12 protein-coding genes are annotated in these 17,630 nt (G+C 71.5%); 7 read left to right on the top strand and 5 right to left on the bottom strand.

Features of this window, described 5'->3' with window-relative positions:
• Positions 1-14: 14 nt before the first annotated feature.
• From ACWCRJ_RS24450 to dnaK, 5 genes are all read left to right on the top strand, one after another.
• Positions 15-2,132 (top strand): alkaline phosphatase family protein, encoded by a 2,118-nt coding sequence (locus ACWCRJ_RS24450; RefSeq protein ID WP_450941309.1) that lies wholly within the window; start codon positions 15-17, stop codon positions 2,130-2,132.
• A 113-nt stretch (positions 2,133-2,245) separates the two neighbouring features.
• A complete protein-coding gene (locus tag ACWCRJ_RS24445; RefSeq protein WP_028796622.1) occupies positions 2,246-3,307 on the top strand; it encodes an ATP-binding protein in 1,062 nt (353 codons plus the stop codon).
• Positions 3,304-5,115 (top strand): vWA domain-containing protein, encoded by a 1,812-nt coding sequence (locus ACWCRJ_RS24440; protein WP_450941277.1) that lies wholly within the window; start codon positions 3,304-3,306, stop codon positions 5,113-5,115. The genes ACWCRJ_RS24445 and ACWCRJ_RS24440 overlap by 4 nt, the downstream gene beginning before the upstream one ends.
• Before the next feature lie 74 nt (positions 5,116-5,189).
• Complete coding sequence (locus ACWCRJ_RS24435; RefSeq protein WP_012999567.1) at positions 5,190-5,615, top strand: OsmC family protein; 426 nt, start codon at positions 5,190-5,192, stop codon at positions 5,613-5,615.
• A 93-nt stretch (positions 5,616-5,708) separates the two neighbouring features.
• Entirely contained in the window at positions 5,709-7,571 is a 1,863-nt protein-coding gene (gene dnaK, locus ACWCRJ_RS24430; protein ID WP_450941276.1) for a molecular chaperone DnaK, read from the top strand.
• A gap of 38 nt (positions 7,572-7,609) precedes the next feature.
• On the opposite strand, the gene ACWCRJ_RS24425 is transcribed toward dnaK, so the two are convergent.
• Positions 7,610-8,473 (bottom strand): helix-turn-helix domain-containing protein, encoded by an 864-nt coding sequence (locus tag ACWCRJ_RS24425; protein ID WP_450941275.1) that lies wholly within the window; start codon positions 8,471-8,473, stop codon positions 7,610-7,612.
• Between the two features lie 112 nt (positions 8,474-8,585).
• Positions 8,586-9,431: a helix-turn-helix domain-containing protein gene (locus tag ACWCRJ_RS24420; RefSeq protein WP_450941274.1), complete on the bottom strand. Its 846-nt coding sequence runs from the start codon at positions 9,429-9,431 to the stop codon at positions 8,586-8,588.
• A 195-nt stretch (positions 9,432-9,626) separates the two neighbouring features.
• Here ACWCRJ_RS24420 and ACWCRJ_RS24415 point away from each other — a divergent pair, with 195 nt between their 5' ends.
• Together ACWCRJ_RS24415 and ACWCRJ_RS24410 are read left to right on the top strand one after the other, a co-directional pair.
• Entirely contained in the window at positions 9,627-9,932 is a 306-nt protein-coding gene (locus ACWCRJ_RS24415) for a 4a-hydroxytetrahydrobiopterin dehydratase (protein WP_450941273.1), read from the top strand.
• A gap of 5 nt (positions 9,933-9,937) precedes the next feature.
• The gene (locus tag ACWCRJ_RS24410) at positions 9,938-10,678 is read left to right on the top strand and encodes a class I SAM-dependent methyltransferase (RefSeq protein WP_450941272.1); all 741 of its coding nucleotides are present in this window, start codon (positions 9,938-9,940) and stop codon (positions 10,676-10,678) included.
• A gap of 84 nt (positions 10,679-10,762) precedes the next feature.
• Here ACWCRJ_RS24410 and ACWCRJ_RS24405 read toward each other — a convergent pair whose 3' ends face one another.
• The 3 genes from ACWCRJ_RS24405 to ACWCRJ_RS24395 form a co-directional block, all read right to left on the bottom strand.
• A complete protein-coding gene (locus tag ACWCRJ_RS24405) occupies positions 10,763-11,680 on the bottom strand; it encodes an endonuclease/exonuclease/phosphatase family protein (RefSeq protein WP_450941271.1) in 918 nt (305 codons plus the stop codon).
• A 189-nt stretch (positions 11,681-11,869) separates the two neighbouring features.
• Complete coding sequence (locus tag ACWCRJ_RS24400) at positions 11,870-14,545, bottom strand: cellulose binding domain-containing protein (RefSeq protein WP_450941270.1); 2,676 nt, start codon at positions 14,543-14,545, stop codon at positions 11,870-11,872.
• Positions 14,546-14,653: 108 nt separating this feature from the next.
• Positions 14,654-17,569, bottom strand: a complete 2,916-nt coding sequence (locus ACWCRJ_RS24395) for a glycoside hydrolase family 48 protein (RefSeq protein WP_450941269.1) — start codon at positions 17,567-17,569, stop codon at positions 14,654-14,656.
• Between the last annotated feature and the right edge of the window lie 61 nt (positions 17,570-17,630).

Below are 17,630 nucleotides of genomic sequence, written 5' to 3'. Positions count from 1 at the left end.
GCGGCGTCTGGCGGATGCTCGCCGTGTGGGCGGTGTCCACCCTGACGATGCTCGTGCTCGCGGGCGCGCTCCCCGACTTCCGGCTCCAGTCCGAGAGCGGTGAGAGCGCCACCCGGATCGCCGTCACCGCGGCCTTCGGCGCCGGCGCGTTCGGTCTGCTCTCCGCCCTCGTGTGGCCGCTGCTCGTGCGGGCGCTGCTGCTGGTGCCGGCGCTCGTCCTCGGCCTGCTCGTCTTCTTCCTGAACGGCTCGCTGCTCCTGCTCGCCCTGCGGATCAACCCCTCCGGCCAGGGGGAGGCCGCCCCCGAGACCGCCGTGGTGGTCGCCGCGGTGATGTCCGCCGTCGCCTCCGCCACCGGCGGCGCCCTCACCGTACGGGACGACGACGCCTACCGGCGCCGTCTGTACCGGCTGGCCGACCGCCGCCGCGGGCGCGCCGTCGGCGGCCCGGGGCCGGCCGGACCCGGCACCGTCTTCCTCCAACTCGACGGCGTCGGCCACGACGTGCTGGAGGCGGCGATGGACAAGGGCCTGATGCCGACCGTCGCCGGCTGGCTCGGCCGCCCGGCCGTCGGCACCGCCCGCCCCCGGCCCACCCACCGGCTCACGCCCTGGCGCACCGACTGGTCCAGCCAGACCGGCGCCAGCCAGCTGGGCATCCTGCACGGCACCAACCACGATGTGCCCGCCTTCCGCTGGTACGAGAAGGACACCCGGGAGGTGATGGTCTGCAACCGGCCCTCCGGCGCCGCCGAACTCCAGCGCCGGGCCATCGACCGCACCGGCGACGGCGGTCTGCTCACCGTCGACGGCGCCAGCCGCGGCAACCTCTTCAGCGGCGGCGCGGAGCAGCTCGCGCTCGTGCTGTCGATGGCCGCCCGCCGGGGGCGGCGCAACCGTTCCCGCGCCGGGTACTTCGCCTACTTCTCCGACCCGGCCAACGCCGTCCGCACCGCCATGTCCTTCGTCGCCGACGTCCTGCGGGAGACCGGCCAGTCCATACGCGCCCGGTTCGCGCAGCAGCGGCCCCGGGTCAAGCGCGGCGGCCTCTACCCCTTCATCCGCGCCTTCGCCACCGTCGTCGAACGCGATGTCGTCGTCTCCGCGGTGATCGGGGACATGTTCGCCGGCCGCGCGGCGATCTACGCGGACCTCGTGGCGTACGACGAGGTAGCCCACCACTCCGGCCCGCACAGCCGCGACGCCGCGAAGGTCCTCGAACGCCTCGACCGCTCCCTCGCGCTGATCGCCCAGGTCGCCGAACACGCCCCGCGCGCCTACCGGATCGTCCTCCTCTCCGACCACGGCCAGAGCCCCGGCGAGACCTTTCTCGGCCGCTACGGCCTCACCCTCGGCAACCTGGTCCGGGCCGGCTGCGGCCTGCCCGTGCCGCGGCGGGCCCGGCGCACCCACAGCGGCGCCGAGGCACGCACGGCGGTACGCGCCGCGCTGCGCATCCCCGTCGAGGAGCGCGTCGAGGAGTACCGGACCACGCGCCGCTCCGAGCCGGTCGTCCTCGCCTCCGGCAACCTCGGCCTCGTCTCCTTCCCGGACGTCCCCCACCGGATGAGCCGCGAGGAGATCGACGCCCGCCACCCCGCCCTGCTCTCCACCCTCGCCAACCACCCCGGCATCGGATTCGTCCTCGTCCGCAGCGAGGAGCACGGCGGCGTCGTGCTCGGCGCCCACGGCGCGGAGGTCCCCATCGGCGACCTGAGCGACGAACACCCCGGCCCCCTGGCCGACTTCGGCCCCGGCGCCGCCGACGCCGTACGCCGCACCCACGGCTTCCCGCGCACCGCCGACATCATGGTCAACTCCTGGTACGACCCCGAGGAGGGCGAGGTCCTCGCCTTCGAGGAGCAGATCGGCTCCCACGGCGGCCTCGGCGGCTGCCAGTCCCGCCCCTTCCTCATGTCCCCGCTGGCCCTCTCGGAACCGGTGGAGGAGGGCGAGCCTCTGGTCGGCGCGGAACACATCCACCGGGTACTGAGACGATGGCTGCGCGAGTCGAACGGCCCCCAGGTGCCGCTCGCGGCCCACGCCGACGCGCCCCAGAGGGGCGCGGGGAACGGCGAGACCGGCCACGACGAACCCGCACCCGCCGACGAACAGAACCCGGCAGACGCATAGGCACCCGGCCCACAGGAAAATGGGCTGCGCCGCACAGGACGGTCGACACACACTGTTCGCACCGGACGCCGCACATCCGCGCGTCCACACGAACACCTCCCGGAGCCCACACCTTGCAGGCAGCCGTCACCGTCACACCCTCCCGCATACCCGAACTGCTGCTCGGCCTCGCCACCGTCCGCCCCGTCTTCGTCTGGGGCGCCCCCGGCATCGGCAAGTCCTCCCTGGTCAGGGCCTTCGCCGAGTCGCTGGGCCTGGAGTGTGTGAGCCTTCTGGGCACCCAGCTGGCGCCGGAGGACCTGATGGGCGTACCGCAGATCCGGGACGGGCGCTCGGTGTTCTGCCCGCCGGAGGCCATCGCCCGCGACGAGCCGTACTGCCTGTTCCTGGACGAGCTGAACGCGGCCACCCCGGACGTGCAGAAAGCCTTCTACTCACTGATCCTGGACCGCCGGATCGGCGCCTACGAGCTGCCGAAGGGGTCGATCGTCATCGGCGCCGGCAACCGGGCCACCGACAACGCGCTCGCCCGTCCCATCGCCTCCGCCCTCGTCAACCGTCTCACCCACGTCCACCTCCGGGCGTCCGCGACGGACTGGCTCGGCTGGGCGCGGGAGAGCGGCATCCACCCGTGGGTCCTGGACCACCTCACCGACCGCCCGGACCACCTGTGGTCCAAGCCGCCGAAGACCGAGGAGCCGTTCTCCACGCCCCGCTCCTGGCACATGCTCTCCGACGCGCTGCACTCCTTCGGCCGCGACCTCGACGAGGAGACCCTGAAGGTCCTCGCGCACGGCACGCTCACCCCCACGCACGCGGTCGCCTTCTGCGGCTACGTCAAGATCGTGCGCAGCCGGTTCGGCATCGAGGCGATCCTCAAGGGCGAGGCCGGCTGGCCCCACCGCGTGGAGGACCGCGACCTGCTCTACTACCTCGCCGACTCCTTCCGCGGCAGGCTGATCAAGGAGCTGCCCGCGAGCAAGCAGCACATGTCGGCGAACGGGCGGCAGACCGCGTACCGCGCCAAGTCGCTGCTGGTGCAGCTCGCCGAGATCTCCGTCGAGGTCGCCCAGACCGTCATCGCCTCCGACGCCGACGGCAACCCCGTCCTGCCCGCCTGGTTCCTCGTCGAGGCGGCCCGGGACATGCCCCGGCTGGTGGAGGCCCGCCGGTGAGCGCGTCCGGCGGCAAGGGCAAGGGCACACGGAAGACCCGACGGGACCTCGCCGCAGAGGCGTTCGAGGCCGGGCTCGCGACGGTGCGGGGCAACTCCGCTCTCCGGGCGGTCGGGTTCGACACCTGCCGCAAGGAGAAGTGCGACCACGCGCCCCGCGACGGGCTCGTCCGCGTCGACTCCGAGGGCGTGCTGCACGCGCACCCCGACCGGCTCGCCGAACCCGAGACCTGGGCCTGGGCCCTCGCCCACGCCGCACTCCACCTCGGCTTCGGGCATGTCCCGGCGGCCCAGGGCGTGCGCGAACAGCCCGACCGCTTCGACGTCGCCGCCCGCTGTGTGGCCGTCAACCGCTTCCTGCTCACGTTCCCCGTCGGCCTGCCCCCGGTGCACATGCCCAGCCGCTACCCGGACGGCGACGAGGAGCGACTCGCCGCCCACTGGCGCCGCGACGGGCTCCCCACGGCGTACGAACGCTGTGGTACGGCCGGCACCGAACCCGACCAGATCCTCCTGAACCGGCCCAGGTGGCGGCCGCCGCCACCGGACTGGCAGCTCGCCTTCGCCCACTCCCTGACCAGCACGATGTCGGCCGCGATGGACATGGCCGGCGGCCGCCGCGAGTCCCTGTACGACGAGCCGATCCTGCGGCGGCCCTGGGAGAAGGCGCTGAGCTGGTTCATCTCCTCCTACCCCCTGCTCGGCGGCATCGCGGCCGGCATCCGGATCGTCGCCGACGTCGAACTCGCCCACGCCCACGGCATCGCCGTCGCGGCCGTCGACGCGGACGCGGGCGAGATCTACATCAACCCGCTCCGGCGGTTCGAGGACGAGGAATGGCGGTTCATCCTCGCCCACGAGATGCTGCACGCCGCCCTGCGCCACGGCGACCGCTGCGGCACCCGCGACCCGTACCTGTTCAACATCGCCGCCGACTACGTCATCAACGGCTGGCTGCGCGAGATGGACGTCGGCACCATGCCCGACGGCCTCCTGCACGATCCCGAGCTGGCCGGTCTGTCGGCGGAGGAGGTGTACGACCGGATCGTCGGGGACCTGCGCCGGATGCGCCGGCTGTCCACCCTGCGCGGCAAGGGCGCGGGCGACATCCTCGGCGGCCCGCTCGGCTCCCCGGGCGACTACGTGGACCTCGACGAGTTCTACCGCCGTGGCCTCGCCCGGGGGTTCGACCTGCACGAGCGGCAGGAGCGCGGCCTCCTGCCCGCCGGACTGGTCGAGGAGATCCGCGCCCTGAGCCATCCGCCGCTGCCCTGGGACGCGCGACTCGCGCGCTGGTTCGACGAGTTCGTGCCCAGCCCGCAGGCCGTACGGACCTACGCGCGCCCCTCGCGCCGCCAGTCGGCGACCCCCGACATCCCGCGCGCGGGACGGTACTTCCCGCCCGAGGAGATCGCCCGCTGCACCTTCGGCGTCGTCCTCGACACCTCCGGCTCCATGGACCGCACCCTGCTCGGCAAGGCGCTGGGCGCGATCGCCTCGTACGCCGCCGCCCGGGACGTGCCGGCCGCCCGGGTCGTGTTCTGCGACGCGGCCCCGCACGACGCGGGCTTCCTGCCGGTCACCGAGATCGCCGGGCGGGTGCGCGTGCACGGGCGCGGCGGCACCGTGCTGCAGCCGGGCATCGACCTGCTGCAGCGGGCCGACGACTTCCCGCCGGGCGCTCCCGTCCTCGTCATCACCGACGGCTGGTGCGACGTGCTGCGGGTGCGGCGGGAGCACGCCTATCTGATTCCACAAGGTGCTCGTCTGCCGTTCACCGCGCGGGGGCCGGTGTTCAGGGTGAGATGAGGCTCCAACCGCCCGGAGTGTGATCGGATGGGGGCACGGAACCCGGCAACGGGACCCCATCGAAAGGACTCATCGTGGCAACCACGCGCACCGCACACACGGTCTGGGAAGGCGAGCTCCTCAAGGGCACCGGCACCGTCACCTTCGACTCCTCCGGCATCGGTTCGCAGCCGGTGTCGTGGCCGTCGCGCGCGGAGCAGGCGAACGGCAAGACCAGCCCCGAGGAACTGATCGCGGCCGCCCACTCCAGCTGCTTCTCCATGGCGCTCTCGCACGGCCTCACCGGCGCGGGCACCCCGCCCACCCGTCTGGAGACGAAGGCCGACGTGACCTTCCAGCCCGGCGAGGGCATCACCGGCATCCACCTCACCGTCCGCGGTGAGGTCCCCGGCCTGGACGCGGCCGGCTTCCAGGAGGCGGCCGAGGGCGCCAAGAAGAACTGCCCGGTCAGCCAGGCCCTGACCGGCACGACCATCACGCTGACGGCCGAACTGGCCTGACGTGGCGCGCCGTACGCCCCATTGACGAAAACCCCCTCGGGTTCTGTGCTGGTGATGGGAACACCGGGCGGAACCTTGGGGAAGGGGACGGCGATGGGGCGTGCGGTCGGGGTCGATCTCGGTACGACGAACTCGGTGGTGGCCGTGCTGGAGGGCGGCGAGGCGACGGTCGTCGCCAACGCGGAGGGGCAGCGGACCACACCGTCGGTGGTGGCGTTCGCCAAGAACGGCGAGGTCCTGGTCGGCGAGGTCGCCAAGCGGCAGGCCGTGACGAACGTGGAGCGCACGGCACGCTCCGTCAAACGCCACATGGGCGACGCGAGTTGGCGCTTTCCGGAGCAGGGGTCCGTGGACGGCACCCGTCTCCGGGCCCAGGAGCTGTCCGCGCGCGTCCTGCAGAAGCTGAAGCGGGACGCCGAGTCCTACCTCGGGGAGGATGTCACCGACGCCGTCATCACCGTGCCCGCGTACTTCGACGACGCCCAGCGGCAGGCGACCAAGGAGGCGGGCGAGATCGCGGGCCTGAAGGTCCTGCGGATCATCAACGAGCCCACGGCCGCGGCCCTCGCCTACGGCCTGGACCGGGGCGAGGAGCAGACCGTCCTCGTCTTCGACCTCGGCGGCGGCACCTTCGACGTCTCCCTCCTGGAGATCGGCGACGGGGTCATCGAGGTGAAGGCCACCAACGGCGACACCCGCCTCGGGGGCGACGACTGGGACCAGCGGATCGTCGAGTACCTCGTCACACGCTTCCGGGGGCAGTACGGCGTCGACCTCGGCAACGACAAGATGGCGCTCCAACGGCTGCGCGAGGGCGCCGAGAAGGCCAAGATCGAGCTGTCCAGCTCCTCCGAGACGTCCGTCAACCTGCCGTACATCACCGCCTCCGACCAGGGGCCCCTCCATCTGGAGGAGAAGCTGACGCGCGCCCGGTTCCAGGAGTTGACCGCCGACCTGCTGGAGCGCTGCCGGACCCCCTTCCACCAGGCTGTCAAGGACGCGGGCGTGAAGCTCGCCGCCGTCGACCGTGTCGTCCTCGTCGGCGGCTCGACCCGGATGCCCGCCGTGAGCGACCTGGTGAAGGAACTCACCGGCAGGGACCCGCACAAGGGCGTGAACCCCGACGAGGTCGTGGCGGTGGGCGCCGCGCTCCAGGCGGGTGTCATCCGGGGCGACGTGAAGGACGTGCTGCTGCTCGACGTCACCCCGCTGTCCCTGGGCATCGAGACCAAGGGCGGCATCATGACGAAGCTCATCGAACGCAACACGACGATCCCGACCCGCCGTTCGGAGATCTTCACCACGGCCGCCGACAACCAGCCCTCGGTCGGTATCCAGGTCTACCAGGGTGAACGGGAGATCGCCGCGTACAACAAGAAGCTGGGCGTCTTCGACCTCACCGGGCTGCCTCCGGCGCCGCGCGGGGTCCCGCAGATCGAGGTGGCCTTCGACATCGACGCGAACGGCATCATGCACGTGTCGGCGAAGGACCTGGCGACCGGCCGCGAACAGAAGATGACGGTGACGGGCGGCTCGGCCCTCCCCAAGGACGACATCGACCGCATGATGCGGGAGGCCGAGCAGTACGCCGACGACGACCGCCGGCGCCGCGAGGCCGCCGAGACCCGCAACCACGCCGAGCAACTCGTCCACCAGACGGAGAAGTTCCTCCGCGAGAACACCGACCGCGTCCCCGCCGACAGCCGTCCCGAGGTCGAGTCCGCCGTCGCCGACCTGAAACGCCTTCTGGAGACTCCCGAGGACACCGCCGCCCTGCGCGCCGCCACCGAGCGCCTGGCTACCGTCAGCCAGCGCATGGGCCAGGCCATGTACGCGGCGGCCGCGGCCTCCGCCGCCCCGGCCGGCGGACCGCCGCCCGGCCCTACCGACGAGGAGGGTGTCGTCGACGCGGAGATCGTGGACGACGGGAAGGGGCCCACGGGGGGAGGGGCGTAGACCGGGCGCGGACCGTCGGTTCGGCGAGCGGCCGAAGCTCAGTACCGCTCGCGGTAGTGCCTCAGCAGCGTCCTCGTCCGCTCGGCCGACGCCGCGTGCGCGGCCATGTGGTCGAGGACTTCGAGGTGGAGCGCGACCTCGGTGCGGGAGTCGAGGTAGAGGGCGCCGGTGAGGTACTCGGTGTACACCATGTCGGGGAGTTCCGGTTCGGCGAAGCGGAAGAGCGAGAAGGGGGCGTAGGTGCCCGGGTGGGGCCCGTCGGCGAACTCGCAGACCTGAAGGATGACGTGGTCCTTCTCGGTGCTCTCCAGCAGCCGGTCGATCTGGTCGCGCATCACCTCGGAGCGGTTGCTCACCGGACGTCTGAGGGCCGTCTCGTCCATGATCACCCAGAGGTGCGGCGGCGTCTCGCGGGTGAGGAGCTTCTGTCTCTCCATCCGCAGCGACACATGGCGTTCGATGGTCTCGGGACCGGTCCGGCCGACGGTCCCGGCCTCCATCACGGCGCGCGCGTACTCCTCGGTCTGCAGCATTCCCGGCACGAAGTGCGGCTCGTACTGCCGGATCAGATGCGCCGCGCCCTCCAGGCTGACGTACACGCTGAACCAGTCGGGCAGCACGTCGTGGAACCGCTGCCACCAGCCCGGCTTGTTCGCCTCCTCGGCCAGCTCCACGAACGCGGCGGCGTCGGCCTCGCCGACGCCGTACGTCGACAGCAGGACCTGGACGTACGGGATCTTGAGCGCGACGTCGGCCGTCTCCATGCGCCGTACGGTGGCGGGGGCGACGTGCAGGACGCGCGCGGCCTCCTCGCGCTTGAGCCCGGCGGCCTCACGCAGCTCCTGAAGACGTCTGCCGAGCACCACCTGACCGACGGTCGGGGCGGGCCGCCGCTCACTCACGTCACGCCTCCCCACGCGCCGAGGTACCTCACCAGTCTGTCATGTTCCGGTGTACATCTCACAGGGGCGGCCGGAACGGTCGCCCCGGGTTCCGGATACGGGCTCGCCCCCGTCAGGACGACAGTGAGCGCAGGTACGCGCCCGTCGCCGGGTCGGCCGGGAGGAACGTCTCGATGGCCAGCTCGGCCACGGTCACGTCCATGGGGGTGTTGAACGTGGAGACCGAGGAGAGGAACGACAGCACCCGGCCCTCGTGCTCGATCCGCAGCGGCAGCGCGAGGCGGGCCGCCGCGCCCGCACCGGGATCCTCGCCGGGATCGCCGTCGGGCACACCCGGCGGCAGCGGATACGCCGCCACCTCCTCGTAGAGTGCGCGCAATGGCTCCGAGCGGAGCAGCGCCAGCTGCCGTCCCATCTGCTCCAGCAGATGCCCCCGCCAGGCGCGCAGGTTCTTGATGCGCGGCGCCAGGCCCTCCGGGTGGAGGGTCAGCCGCATGGCGTTGAGCGGCGGCACGAGCAGCGACTCGGGCACGCCGTCGAGCAGCATGAGGATGCCGCGGTTGGCGGCCAGCACCTCGTACGTCGCGTTCATCACCAGTGCGGGATACGGTTCGTAGCCCTGGATCAGCCGTTCCACGCCCTCGCGCAGGGCGGCCATCGACGGGTCGTCCAGCGGGGTCCGCGGGTAGTGCGGGGCGTAACCGGCCGCGAGAAGCAGGGCGTTGCGCTCGCGCACCGGTACGTCCAGGTGCTCGGCCAGCCGCAGCACCATCTCCTCGCTCGGCCGGGACCGGCCCGTCTCGACGAAGCTGATGTGCCGTGCCGAGGACCCGGACCGCAGGGCCAACTCCAGTTGGCTGACCCGGCGTTGCTCCCGCCAGGCCCGCAGCAGCGGGCCCACGCCCGGGTCGAAGGGGGCGGGAGGCCGCCGCGGGGCGCCGGTCGGGACAGTGGTCATGCGGAGAACGTAACCGAGGCGGCCGAGGAACGGCTCGTGTGCCACCCGCCGCCGCGGCCCCGAACGTCGTTCGCACGGCCGAATGTGTACGCCTCGACCCGTCGGCCGACCGTCTGACCTGGGAATCGGCCGCGCCGCTGTGGCACGCTGGGAGGAATCGCACGTCATGGAGGGGCGTCCCGGAAGGAGTGGGTCATGTCCGTCGCAGCCCTGTCGCAGAAGGAGATCGAGGACCGGCTGGCCAAGCTGCCCGGCTGGTCGCTGGCCGGGGACCGGCTGGCCCGTACCTACCGTCTGGGCTCGCACTTCGCGGCGACCGCGCTGGTCGTGCACATCGCCCAGACGCAGGAGGAGCTGAACCACCACTCCGACCTCACCCTCGGCTACGACACCGTCTCGCTGACCATCAGCACGCACAGTGCCGGGGGCGCCGTCACCGAGAAGGACTTCGAGCTGGCCCGCAGGGTGGAGGCGCTCGCGCCCGGCCACGGGGCGGGCTGAGGCGGATGCTGGACTACGACAAGGAGGCCGGCGACTACGACGCCCTGCGCGGCGGCGAGCCCCGGGCCGAGGCTGCCGCCCGCGCCGTACTGGGACTCGTCCCCGAGGGCACCCGGCGGCTGCTCGACCTCGCCTGCGGCACCGGGATCGTGACCCGGCGGCTCGCGGCCGCGCGGGACGGGATGCGGGTCACGGGCCTCGATCTCACCCACGCGATGGCGAGCCGGGCCGCCGCGCGGCTGCCCGGCTCCGTCGTGATCGGCGACGGGCGGCGGCTCCCGTTCCGCGACGGCGAGTTCGACGCCGTGACCAGCGTGTGGCTGCTGCATCTGCTGGGCGGTCCCGAGGACGTACGGGCCGTGGTCGGCGAGTGTGCCCGGGTGCTGCGCCCCGGCGGTGTCTACGTCACCACCGTGGACAAGGCCGCCGCGCACAACGTGGGCAGTGACATCGACGCCGTGCTCGCCCCGCGCCCCCGGGTCCCGGCCATGGACCCCGCGCCGGTCGTCGAGAAGTACGCCGGCGAACACGGTCTGCGCACCGCCGGACACGCCCGCTTCCCGGGCCGCGGCCAGGGCCGCAGCCCTCGCCGCACCGTCGCCGACCTGCGCCGCGGCTGGTTCGTGACCCTCCCGCCCGGGGATCCGCTGGCCGACGACTACGCGGTACGGCTCGCCGCCCTCCCCGACCAGGACCGGCCGCGCCCGGACCCGGAGTTCAGCCTGCGGGCGTTCCACAAGGACTGACCGGGAGTCCGGGGCGCGGAGGTCGCTCGTCCGAAAGGCGCGGCAACGTCCGGGGCGGGCCGCACCCGGACTCCCGCGCGTCGCTCAGCCCAGCGTCAGCGACACCTGGACGGGCAGATGGTCGCTGGGGAACTGGCCGCCGGACGCGAAGGTGTTGATCGCCGCCCGGTGCGCGGTGACGCCCGGTGTGGTCAGGATCCAGTCGATGCGGTCGCCGCCCGGGGTGAGGGGGCGGTAGCCGTGGAAGGTCGCGTACAGGTCGCCTCGCTCGGCCGCCGTGTCCCAGGTGTCGACGAGTCCGGCGCCCAGCATCGTGTCGTAGACGGAATTCCGGTGGGCGGCCACATTGAAGTCGCCGGTGACGACGAGGGGGAGCGCGGGGTCGAACCCGGCGACCCGCCGGGCGATCAGGGCCGCGGCCCGTTCGCGGGCGTACTGGCTCGCGTTGTCGAGGTGGGTGTTGAGGACGTGGAACTCTCTGCCGCCGTCCCGCAGATCCCGGAATCTGACCCAGGTGACCATACGGATGGAGCCGCCGCCCCAGGTGTTGGAGCCGGGCACGTCGGGGGTGTCGGAGAGCCAGAAGTGCTGGTACTCGACGGGCGCGAGCCGGCGGGTGTCGTAGAAGACCGCCATGAACTCGTCGCGGTTTCCGCCCGCCCGGCCGGTGCCGATCCAGCGGTAGTCCGGTCCGAGGTCGGTCTCGATGTCGAGCAGTTGCCGGTGGAGGCCCTCCTGGGTGCCGATGACATGCGGTGCCTCCTGCCGCAGCAGTGCCCGCATCACGGGCCGGCGCTCGGCCCAGCTGTGGGGCCGGGTGGTGTTCGCGTAGCGCAGGTTGAACGACATGGTGTCGAGACGGGGGCTGACGGCGGGCTCCTCTTCCGCCGCGGCGGCGGCGGGTCGGGCGGACAGTCCGGCGTTCGACAGGGGCAGCAGGACGGCCGCGGCGAGTGCGGTCCGGAGGCTGAGGCGACGCGTGACCCGGGCGTGGTTCGGCACTGGAGCTCCTTCTGCGGCGGCTTCCGGGCGAGTGTGCGCACAACAGTGTGGAACTGCTTCCCATGGTAGGCATGAACATGTCGATAGATCGAGGTGTATGCGACCCGAAAAGATCAAAGCACCCGAAGCGCACGAAGAGGGCGCGCGCCCGACCCAGGCGCGCGCCCTCTCCTCGTCCTGCCCGGGGTGTCAGGTCACCGTGCAGGACTGGTCACCGAGCTTGAACGCGGTCGGTCTGCCGTTCGTCCCCGACCAGCTGCCGGTGAAGCCGAAGCTCACCGACGAACCGGCCGCCACATTGCCGTTCCAGGTGATGTTCCTGGCCGTGACCGCCGACCCGGACTGCGTATGGGCGGCGTTCCAGATCTGGGAGACACTCTGGCCGTCGGGGAAGGTCCAGCCGAGGGACCAGCCGGTCCACGCGCTCGTGCCCGTGTTGGCGAGGCGCACATCCGCCTGGAAGCCGCCCGACCACTCGTTGGTGACCTTGTACGTCACCGCGCAGGCCCCGGTCGGCTGGGGTTCGGGGTCCGGATCCGTACCCCCGCCGCCCCCGCCCGTGTCGGAGGAGTCGCCGTAGACGATCCCGCGCCCGTTCGTCGAGACATAGACCCGCCCGTACACCCTCGGGTCACCCGTGATCGCCCCGCCCGTCCAGCCCCACTGGTGGGCGTCGTCGTTGATCCGGGTCCAGCTCGCGCCCTTGTCCGTCGAACGGAAGATGCCGCGCACCCCGCCGATCCTGGCGCTGGTGAAGAGCGTCTGGTACGAGGCGCCCGAGGCCGCCTTGCCGAAGCCGATCGTGTCGGCCTGCTCGACGCCGGAGACCTTGGTGAAGGTGGCGCCCGCGTTCGTGGAGTGCCACAGGCCGTACGCCCCGTCCGTCGCCCCGCCCGCCAGCCACACGTCACCCTTCACCCCGGGCAGCGCCTTGAAGCGCACGCTGTCGCCGCTCGGCAGGCCGGTCGCGTTCGACGCGGTGAAGGTCGCGCCGCCGTCCGAACTCACGTAGAACTTCCCCGACTTGAAGCCGTAGAAGGTCTTCGGGTCCACCCGGTCGGACTCCACGATCGCGTCGGCCGGGATGCCGCTCGACGCCGACCACGAGGTGCCGAAACCGGTCGTGTACCGCACGCCCGTGCCCGCCGGACTCCACACGAACCGGCTGCCGTCCGAGGCCGCCGCGACCGTACCGCCGCCGCTCACACCCGAAGGGTCGGTCCCGGCGAACCAGTTGGCCCCGTTGTCCGTGGAGAAGGCGATGTGCGGGCCGGAGTCCAGGTTGCCGACCCGCACGACCGTGTTCGGCTGGGACTCGGCGTAGTCCAGACTCGTCGTCGTCGTGAAGTTCGGCTGGGTGAACATCATCGACGGGACCTTGGTCAGATCCGTGTGCCGGAAGCCGCCGATGTCACCGAGCGCGCTCAGCAGCGGGGCCCCGGACGGGGGCGAGGCCAGGTCGAGGACGGCCGTCTCCTCCAGTCCGCGCACCATCGGCCTGATGGCGAACTGGCCGCCGCTGTCCCAGTTCCCCAGGTTCTCCGTGCCGTAGATCGTGGCTCCCGTCCCGTACATCATCCGGTTCGAGTCGAACGGGTCGATCTCCAACGCCTCGGTCATCCAGCCGAGTTTGGGGCTCTGCTCCGGCGGCGAGGGGTTGGCGCCCCAGGTGAGCCAGGGAGAGGACGAGACATCCATGGTGAAGCGGTTCGAGCGGTTCGGATAGGAGGAGTAGTCCCACGCCTTCGTCCAGGTCGCGCCGCTGTCCGTCGAGCGGAAGATCTGCGTGTCCGGCCACCAGGAGCTGTACGCCGTCGCCATCACCGTGCCCGGATCCTGCCGGTCGACGGTCAGCCCGCTGAAGCCGTAGTGGGTGTCGGCCTCCGCCACCGGGCTGATGTTCGTCCAGGCGCCCGTCGCGGTCGTGTACCGCCACAGCTGGCCCTTGCCGCCGTCGTAGGGGCCGCCCTTGTCGCTGTACGACAGGTACAGATGGCCGTTCGTCGCGTCGAGCACGCCCTTGTGCGCCAGATATCCGGTCGGCTGCCCGGCCACCCGCGACCAGGTCGCGCCCGCGTCGGTCGAGCGGTAGACGGCGTTGTCCTTGTCGGCGACCCCGACGTAGACGGTCTTCGTCGCGTTGCCGGACGTCCCCGTGGTCTCGTCGAAGGTGACCCAGACGATGCCCTGGTTGTCGCTGTTGTACCCGCTCGTGTCGGACGGATCGGCCACGTAGTTGCCGACGTTGGGGAAGTTCGTCACCTGCGACCAGCCGGCCCCCGAGTCGGTCGAGCGCCACAGACCCTTGCCGCTGGGGGCGCCCAGGTACAGCACGCTGCTCTTGTTCGGATCGACGGCCAGCCGCTCGCCCATGCCCCGGCCGGGCATGTTCCCGCCCAGCTTGAACGGCAGGTCGGCCTTCCGCCAGCTCGCGCCCCGGTCGGAGGACCGCAGGATCGCCCCGTTCCCCGGGTCCCAGCTGTTCGTGTACGTACCGGCCGCCACGTACACCTTGTCGGGATCGACCGGGTCGGAGGCGAGACTCACCACCCCCGTGTGCCCCCAGTCGTCCCAGCCGACGGAATCGAGGAGCGGGGTCCAGGTCTTCGAGGACTGCACCCAGCGGTAGGCCCCGCCGATGTCGGTCCGGGCGTAGGCGAGGTTGCGTTCCTTGCGGTTGAAGACGATCCCGGGGACGAAGCCGCCGCCGTCGATGCGGGCGTTCTTCCAGGTGTAGGTGTCGGCGGCGACGGACACCGACCGGTCGGCGCTGCCGGCCCGCTCGGCGGCCATCACGGGTGGGGAGCCCGCGAGCAGGCCGGCCGCGAGAGCCAGGACGGTGGTGAGGATGCGGGTTCTTCGCAACGTGGGGGGTCCTCTCCTGACGAGTGGGGGGAAGTTCTCAGAAAAGGGCACACAGACCCCGCGCCCGTGCAGGGCGCGGGGCTGTGCGCGGTGCTCGGTGTGCGGTGCCTACTCCAGGAGTTCCGCGTACGCGCCCATGGCCAGGGCGATGTCGGCCTGGGCCCAGAACCGGTGGTACGTGAAGGAGGGCGCGGCGCCACCGGCCAGGTACGCCTCGATCTTCGACCACGCGGGGTCGTCCTCGTAGAACGACCGGATCGACTCGAACGTCGACGACGAGTTGATCGTGTCCCCGTTCGGCATCGTCCCGGTCCATCCGCTCGGCACGTACACCCGGTCGTCGAACCGGTTGTAGTCGGCCCGCGTCTCGGGCACGGCGATCCCGAGCCCGTCCTGGTGGTGGTCCCACATCCCGTCCAGCAGCGCCTTCGCGACCCGGGCCGCGTCGGCGTCACCGGAACGGTCGGCGTAGTACGTCAGCGTCTTGGCGTACGCGGCCGCCACACCCACGTCGTCGGTGTAGTCGGCGACGGTGACATGAAGTCCCGCGTTGGCGCCGGGACTCGACGCGCTCCATGTGTCGGGCGCACCCGACCACTGAAGTGTCGACGGAATCCGGTAGGTCCCGTCCGGGTTGACCGTCGTCTTCGACAACGCCCAGTCGACCCACTTGTCCAGCACGGTCTTCGCGGCCGCGTTGCCCGTCTGCTGGTAGTACTCGGCGACCCGCTCCATGGACCACGCCTGGAAGCCGAACCACTGGTTGGACGGCGGGTCGTGGTACACCGGCTTCTCGTCGTAGAACATGCCGTAGAAGGTCGGCGTCCCGGCCGGGGGAGTGGCGTAGCGCCCCGCCCAGCTGTTGGTGGCGCCGCCGGCGATGCCGCCCTCGTTGGACTGCAGCCAGCGGTAGAACTCGATCTGCCGGTCGAGGGACTTGGCCCAGTCCGCCTGCCCGGTCGCCGACTTCGGCTTCAGCGGGGCGTAGTTGGCGAGCGCGTAAGCGGCCAGCGGGTTCTGGTAGCCGCCGTGCGTGTGGCTGGAGCCGATGCGCCAGGCCCAGCCGGCGCTGGTGTCCGTGGCGCCGCCCCACGCGTAGTACCAGGAGAGCAGGTAGAAGGAGGAGTCCTTGCCGGTGCCCGCGGGGCAGCTGGTCGGACCCACACAGTTCCCGATCTTCTTGAAGTACTTGTCGTACATCGCGTAGCGCAGATAGTCGCCCATCTTCGCGGCCTTGCCGATGGTCGCGGAGACGTCGCCGCCCTTGCCCTGCGCCTTGGCCCACTTGTCCGCCCAGTACGCGGCCTGCACGGCCCGCGCGTCGGCGTCCGGGGCGTTGGTGAACTTCCACTGCTTGGCGTAGGAGGCGTCACCGGTGAACAGGTCCAGGTAGCCGTTCCTGCCGCCGTACTTGAACTGGTCGCAGGTGGGCTGCGGGACGGTCTCCCACACGGACTCCTGCGGCCCGCGCTGGAAGGTGTTGATGTACGACGGACCCGTGTCGGCCGGCCCCGCCTCGCACTTGCCGGGGGAGTTGCCGTAGCCGTAGACGTTGTCGACGTCCTGCAGCCAGTGCATGCCGTACACGTCGTCCGTGCCGTAGGCGCTCTTCAGCTCCGCGGCGATGGGGTCCGGGCCGACCGAGACACCGGTGTTGAGCTGCGCCGGGTACTCGCCCGGGGTGTCGTGCTCGGGTGCGTAGGTCGCCGGCTTGGAGGCGTTGTAGAAGGAGTTGGTGGGCTGGTCGGGCTTGGTCGGGATCATGTACTTCTCCATGATCTCCCAGGCCCCGTTGAACTTGGACCAGTCGCCCGTCACCTTGCCGTACATGGCCTGCAGCCACAGGAGGTAGCTGTACGCCTCCGACGTGGTCTCATGGCCGTGGTCCGGCGCCTCGACGATCAGCGTCTCCACCGAGTGGTACGGGATGCCCTCGGGGGAGAAGTAGCCGTTCGCCGGGTTGGTGATCTTGCCGTACATCTCCAGGAAGCGCTCGTCGTACGTGCTCGACGCGGCCAGCTGGGTCACGGTCACCGAGGCCTTGGCGTGGCCGGTGGCCGTCGAGTCGAAGACCGCCGAGCCGGTGCCCGAGGCGTTCGCGCCGATGGTCACCTTCTGCGCGGTGTTCCAGTTCGACGGCGTGAAGGTCAGCGACCCGCCGCCCGTCACGGAGAGCCCGGTGTTGCCGGACGCCCGCGCGGTCGCGACCGTCACGTTCCCGGACGGCTGTGTCGACAGTTTCACGTCATAGGTGCCCGACTGGCCCTGGCGGACGCCCAGTTGCGTTGGCGAGACCACCACGGCGGGACCCGAGGCGACCGTGATGCCGACCGGCGTGGAACTCCCCGACGCGCCCAGGCTGTCGTACGCCTTGGCCACCAGCGAGTGACTGCCCACGGACAGCCCGGTGGCCGAGTGGGTGTACGGCGAGGTCGTGTCCGTGCCCAGCAGCGTGGTGTCGTCGTAGAACTCGACCTTCGTGATCGTCGCGCTGTCCGCGGCGGCGGCGGTGGCCGCCATCGGCACCGCGGTGCCCTGCGAGTACACCGCGCCCGGCGCCGGGCTGGTCAGCACCGTGATCGGCGGCTGGTGCGCGCCCACACACGTGGTGCCGTTGATCGCGAAGTCGGTCGGCGCCGCGTTCGCGCCGCTGTACGTGAACTGGGCACCGGTGGTCACGGCGGCCCCGACGGCGATCCTGCCGTTCCAGGAGGCGTTCTTCGCCGTCACCGCCTTGCCGGACTGCGACCAGGTGCCGCTCCAGCCGTTGCTGAGCGTCTGGTTGCCCGCGTAGGCGTAGGTCAGGGTCCAGCCGTCGATGGCTTCCGTACCCCGGTTGGTGATCGTCAGCTCGGCGGTGAAGCCCGAGCCCCAGTCATTGGTCTTGTAGTCGACGTTGCAGGCGACCGCGGCCGCGCTGGCGGAGGTCGATCCGGTGCCGAGCATCGTCAAGGGGAGGGCGAAGGCCGCGACCACGGCCGTCCACAGACGCCGCGAGGCACGGCGTCTCCGTCTGGGGTGCATGCTCTGGTTCCTTCCGTGCGGCTCTGGCGAAGGTGGGGGCGGAGCGGCAACAACAAGCCTT

It is taken from the genome of Streptomyces sp. NPDC002324 (assembly GCF_053593335.1).
This window is presented reverse-complemented; position numbering and strand designations above follow the sequence as displayed.

What these genes read in the sequence shown, in the direction of transcription:
- ACWCRJ_RS24415 (WP_450941273.1), top strand. Translation starts at nt 9,627, where the DNA reads ATGTCCGTCGCAGCCCTGTCGCAGAAGGAGATCGAGGACCGGCTGGCC.
- ACWCRJ_RS24450 (WP_450941309.1), top strand. Translation starts at nt 15, where the DNA reads ATGCTCGCCGTGTGGGCGGTGTCCACCCTGACGATGCTCGTGCTCGCG.
- ACWCRJ_RS24395 (WP_450941269.1), bottom strand. Translation starts at nt 17,569, where the DNA reads ATGCACCCCAGACGGAGACGCCGTGCCTCGCGGCGTCTGTGGACGGCC.
- dnaK (WP_450941276.1), top strand. Translation starts at nt 5,709, where the DNA reads ATGGGGCGTGCGGTCGGGGTCGATCTCGGTACGACGAACTCGGTGGTG.
- ACWCRJ_RS24420 (WP_450941274.1), bottom strand. Translation starts at nt 9,431, where the DNA reads ATGACCACTGTCCCGACCGGCGCCCCGCGGCGGCCTCCCGCCCCCTTC.
- ACWCRJ_RS24410 (WP_450941272.1), top strand. Translation starts at nt 9,938, where the DNA reads ATGCTGGACTACGACAAGGAGGCCGGCGACTACGACGCCCTGCGCGGC.